General features: G+C 53.7%; 5 protein-coding genes. 3 read left to right on the top strand and 2 right to left on the bottom strand.

Annotation, left to right across the window (positions count from 1 at the left end; genetic code table 11):
• Window positions 1–698: ATP-binding protein (locus IT585_13180; protein ID MCC6964199.1), on the bottom strand; the 698-nt coding region annotated here is incomplete at its 3' end.
• A 561-nt stretch (window positions 699–1,259) separates the two neighbouring features.
• A complete protein-coding gene (gene glmS / locus IT585_13175; GenBank protein MCC6964198.1) occupies window positions 1,260–3,086 on the bottom strand; it encodes a glutamine--fructose-6-phosphate transaminase (isomerizing) in 1,827 nt (608 codons plus the stop codon).
• 307 nt (window positions 3,087–3,393) lie between these two features.
• Here glmS and IT585_13170 point away from each other — a divergent pair, with 307 nt between their 5' ends.
• The 3 genes from IT585_13170 to IT585_13160 all read left to right on the top strand — a co-directional run.
• Window positions 3,394–3,849, top strand: a complete 456-nt coding sequence (locus IT585_13170) for a hypothetical protein (GenBank protein MCC6964197.1) — start codon at window positions 3,394–3,396, stop codon at window positions 3,847–3,849.
• A 233-nt stretch (window positions 3,850–4,082) separates the two neighbouring features.
• A complete protein-coding gene (locus tag IT585_13165; protein ID MCC6964196.1) occupies window positions 4,083–4,736 on the top strand; it encodes a redox-sensing transcriptional repressor Rex in 654 nt (217 codons plus the stop codon).
• Window positions 4,737–4,811: 75 nt separating this feature from the next.
• On the top strand, window positions 4,812–4,960 hold a 149-nt coding region (locus tag IT585_13160; GenBank protein MCC6964195.1), incomplete at its 3' end, for a hypothetical protein.

Here is a 4,960-nt window from a genome sequence, read left to right as displayed (position 1 = left end):
GTAAAGAACTGGATATCGTCCAGCAACAGCAGATCAACCGTGCGGTAGCGATTGGAGAACTCGTGCACCGACTTGGTCGACAGCGACCGAATGAATTCGTTGGTGAACTCTTCGCTCGACACATACAACACGCGCAGGTGCGGCTGCGTCTGGCAGACAGCATTGCCGATTGCCTGCACCAGATGCGTCTTGCCGAGTCCAACGCCACCATAGATGAAGAGCGGGTTATAACGGTTTTCACCCGGCGCGTCCGCGACGGCCTCACAGGCGGCGTGAGCAAAGGTATTCGAGTCGCCAACCACGAAAGTATCGAATTGGTAACGCGGGTTCAGCTTGGGTGGCGGCGCTGCGGGACGAACGATTTCGACCTCGTCGCCGTCGTCACTCACTTCAACGTGATTGCCATTGCCGTTCCCGTTGCCGCCAAACATCTCCGCCTGAATCGGCAAATTCAGGATTTTGAAATCGAAATTCCAATTGCGGCCGGAAATCTCGGCAAGTGCTTCGGTGATCTGACTGCGATAGCGTTCGCGCAGCCAGTTGGCGGCAAATCGATTCGGCACCAGGATATTGAAAGAGTCCGTGTCGACGAACTCCGCCTTGGTCGGTTTCAACCAGGTAAAGAACATGTGTTTGCTGACCCGGCGGGATAGGCTGGATAAGCAACGGTCCCAAAGTGCGTTTAATTCTTCCTGCATATTTTTCCCCTCAAAAAATCCCTCCTCGAGAACCAGAGTCAAAAACTCTCGACGTCCTCAGCCACACTTCCGACCCGGTTTTTCCAGATCCGAGATTTGGAGCGAACGAACAGAGAGCAGCCCCACACATAGCCCCCCATATATAGGCGCGATCTGATTTTTGTATCAAACCACTACAAGTTCGGAATGCCTTGAGCAATCACAACTTGGGTACAGAAAGGCGCTGGATAGTCCATTGGGGGTTATCCACAAGTTGTTAACAGATTGTTAACACGTTATCTACCAGCGACTTCCGGCGTAAAATATATGGAAGGCGGAAGGGTGAAGTCAAGCGAATCGTGAGAAAATTAGCGGTTGAGAAAAGGTCTTGGTTGCCTTGCGGTTTGCGTTCAAGAAAATCCGCCGCGTGTGTTGGCGTGACAACTCGGCGAACAGCGATTCTCTAACTAACACTTTCTGAGCGGCTTGCGGTACTCGGTCAAGTCTGCGCGAAATCCGGCGCGACGATTCGCGCGAAAATCAGATCAGTAAGCAATTACGTACCGCTACGAATTTTCTTGTCTACTCCACCGTCACCGATTTAGCGAGATTGCGCGGTTGATCGACATCGCAGCCGCGCAGCACGGCAATGTGATAGGCCAGTAATTGCAGAGGAATCGCTGCGATTATCGGATTCAGCATGTAAGGCACCTTCGGCAGGTAGATCACATGATTAGCCAATCTGGCGATTTCCTCATCGCCCTCGGTGGCCAGTGCGATGATCTTGCCGTTACGAGCTTTCACTTCCTGGATATTCGAGATCACCTTGTCGTAAACCATGTCCTGCTGTGCCAGCACAACGACCGGCATGTTCTCATCGATCAGCGCGATCGGCCCGTGCTTCATTTCGGCGGCCGGATAACCTTCGGCATGGATGTATGAGATTTCTTTGAGTTTCAGAGCGCCTTCGAGGGCAACCGGGAAATTAACGCCGCGGCCAAGGTAGAGGAAGTTGTTGGTGCGCGCATATTGTTCGGCGATTTCGCGGATTACGTGATCATTGCGCAGCAGATGTGTAACCTGATCCGGGATAAGTTCGAGCGCCTCGATCAATTGACGCCCTTTCTCCATCGACATCGACCGCTGTCGGGCCAGCAGGATGGTCAGCAACGCCAGCACCGTAACCTGGGAGGTGAAAGCCTTGGTTGAGGCGACGCCGATTTCGGGACCGGCGTGAATGTAAATGCCGCCGTCGGTTTCGCGGGCGATGGTCGAACCGACCACGTTGCAGATCCCGAGCACAGTGGCGCCCTTGCGTTTGGCTTCGCGCAGCGCGGCCAACGTGTCAGCCGTTTCGCCGGACTGGCTGATCACAAATACCAAAGTCCCTTCATCGATGATCGGTGCGCGATAGCGGAATTCGGAAGCGTATTCGACTTCGACCGGAATCCGGGCGAATTCCTCAATCATATATTCGCCGCAGAGTGCCGCGTGCCAGGAGGTTCCGCACGCAGACAGGATGATTCGCTTAACGTGCAACAACTGGTCGTACTGCAGCTTGAGGCCTGACAGTCGCGAGGTGCCCTCTTCGTAGTTGAGGCGGCCGCGCATCGCGTTGCGGATCGTGGTCGGTTGCTCATAGATTTCCTTGAGCATGAAATGGTCGAAGCCGCTCTTCTCCAGCTGATCAAGGTCCCACTCGATCTCCTGATATTTCGTTGGTACCGGGACGTTGTCCATCGTGGAAATCTGGATTCCGTGACGCGAAACGGTGGCAACCTCGCCTTCATTAAGATAAACGACCTTCTTGGTATGTTCGAGCATCGCCGAGACGTCGGAAGCAACCAGATTCTCGTTTTCGCCCAATCCCAGTGCAAGCGGTGAACCGTGGCGAGCAGCGACGATCACGTCCGGAGCATCCAGCGAGATCACCGCGATGCCATAAGTGCCTTCCACCTGCGACATGGCCAACTGGACCGCACGGGTCAGGTTATCGTCATAGTATTCTTCAATCAAGTGGGCGATGATTTCGGTGTCGGTATCGCTTTCGAAAGTGTGACCGCGGCGCTCGAGGAAGGAGCGAAGCGTCTTGAAGTTCTCGATAATGCCGTTGTGGACGACGGCGATCTTGCCGTGACAATCAAGGTGCGGGTGCGCATTGATATCGTTGGGGACGCCGTGGGTGGCCCAGCGTGTATGTGCAATACCTGCCGTAGCCTGGAACGACTTGCCTTCGATGAGATCTTCGAGCACCCGGATCTTCCCGGCAGCCTTTTCGAAAATCACCTGACCGTCTTCGATCAGAGCGATTCCGGCGGAGTCATAGCCGCGATACTCCAGGCGTTTGAGGCCGTTGATCAGAATCGGACTGGCCGGGCGCTTGCCAATATAGGCAACTATTCCACACATATGACTGCCTTCCTGCTTGGGTACTCTTTACCGCACTTACCTTTGATTGATCGTCATGCGCTGTACATCACATTATACTCGACTGCGCGGCTGCATTCGGGAAATTTCTTGGGCGCCAATAGAGAATCCAACCTGTTCTGCGGCAACCACCTCGTGATAGTCTTACTGCGCCGAAGCGAGGAAATTGTGTAAGCTCCTTCAGCTGTGCAACGACTTGCACCTGCGGGAAACCAGTTAAGTCGAAATAAAACAACAACTTCGATCGTGTTTCGGTTCGGCACGACCTCTGCGTCATCAGCAAGAGGTTATGAAACGAATGTACGAAAGACCTCTGCCAGTGTTGCTGACGATTATCGGCATTATGGTATTGATACTGATGTTGGTTCCGTCGGCAGCCGCGGGGAAATACCCCAAGGACGGTCAGTTCAAACGGCTGCCCGACAGCAAGGACTACTGGTTCTACGTTGACCGCAACAACTGGGAGATCGAGGCTCCAGACAAGTGGACTCACATGATGGGCTCGATGGGCTCGACCTCGGCTTTGAGCCAGTTCATGAACAAGTATGCTGCCGGCGCCCTGGTGATGACGTTCGGGCTGTTCAAGGAATACGATGACGCCTATCGGGAGGGGTGGTCGTATCGCGATATCATTATGGATGCACTCGGAGTGACAGCATCGCTGACGGCCAACACCCGTTATCGACTGCTATGCGACTACAACAGCGACCAAGTGCTTCTAAAGTTGAGCATTACGGTGCATTGACAAGCAACCTTTCCGTGGTTAGTGGGCGAGGCGGTTTCCGGGCATGGGGACCGCCTCAATATTTCCGGCAGTTTTATGACAACTTTGTGACGATTTGGCAGTAGATGACGGTATATTCGGCGACAAATGCGGTCGAAGATGCAAAAATTATGCTTGACCGAGATTGTGTGAGGAGATATTTTTTGTGAAAGCTTTCACATTTTTTCGATGCGGAAAACGGTGACTGGGAGACTATGAGAGAGCGCAAGATATCGGAATCGACAATTCATCGACTTTCCCATTATTACCGGGCACTGAATATTCTCGAAAAAGAGCATTACGAGACGATTTCATCAAAGGAGCTGGCCAAGCGGGAGAAGCTGACGCCGGCGCAGGTGCGGAAGGACTTGTCGTTCTTCGGGTCGTTCGGCACGCGCGGGTTAGGATATCCGGTAAAGGAGTTGAAGGCGCGGATCGCCAAGATCCTCGGCATCGACCGCACCTGGAACGTGGCGCTGATCGGGGTGGGCAATATCGGTTCGGCTCTGGTGTCGTACAAGGAGTTCCAGCGGCAAGGGTTTGTCATCAAGGCGCTCTTCGACTCGGATCAGCGTAAGATTGGGTCGAATCACAAGGGGATCACGGTGCTCGGGATGGAGCATCTGGAAGAAGAACTGCAAAAGTACAAGATCGAGGTCGTGATTATTGCCGTGCCTGCTGCCGCAGCACAGGGAATCGTCGATCATGTGGTACACTGCAATATCAAGGCGATTCTGAACTTCGCGCCGATCAAGCTCAAGGTTCCCGACGACGTCGAGGTGCGGACCGAGAACATGGCCATGGAATTGGAGCATCTCTCGTTCACGTTGGTGAACTCCCGCAGCAAGAGCGAGCGGAAAAAGTCTTGACACCCGTTGAGTTCTCCTCTACATTTTTTAGTGGTGGAATACGGCCGCGGGGGCCGGATTGCTGCCATGGATAAAATGAAGCGCAGAATTCCTGTAATTACAGCCGCTATCCTTGTGACGATTCTGACAGCGTCGGTCGCCCAGGGGTTATTCTTTGCCAATCTATTTCTGGTTACCGGCACCATCACGCAGCAGGGTCAGCCGGCACAGAAGGATTTGACCGT

The organism is Candidatus Zixiibacteriota bacterium (assembly GCA_020853795.1).
In the GTDB taxonomy this organism is placed as follows: Bacteria; Zixibacteria; MSB-5A5; order CAIYYT01; family CAIYYT01; genus JADJGC01.
This window is presented reverse-complemented; position numbering and strand designations above follow the sequence as displayed.

What these genes read in the sequence shown, in the direction of transcription:
- glmS (MCC6964198.1), bottom strand. Translation starts at nt 3,086, where the DNA reads ATGTGTGGAATAGTTGCCTATATTGGCAAGCGCCCGGCCAGTCCGATT.
- IT585_13170 (MCC6964197.1), top strand. Translation starts at nt 3,394, where the DNA reads ATGAAACGAATGTACGAAAGACCTCTGCCAGTGTTGCTGACGATTATC.
- IT585_13165 (MCC6964196.1), top strand. Translation starts at nt 4,083, where the DNA reads ATGAGAGAGCGCAAGATATCGGAATCGACAATTCATCGACTTTCCCAT.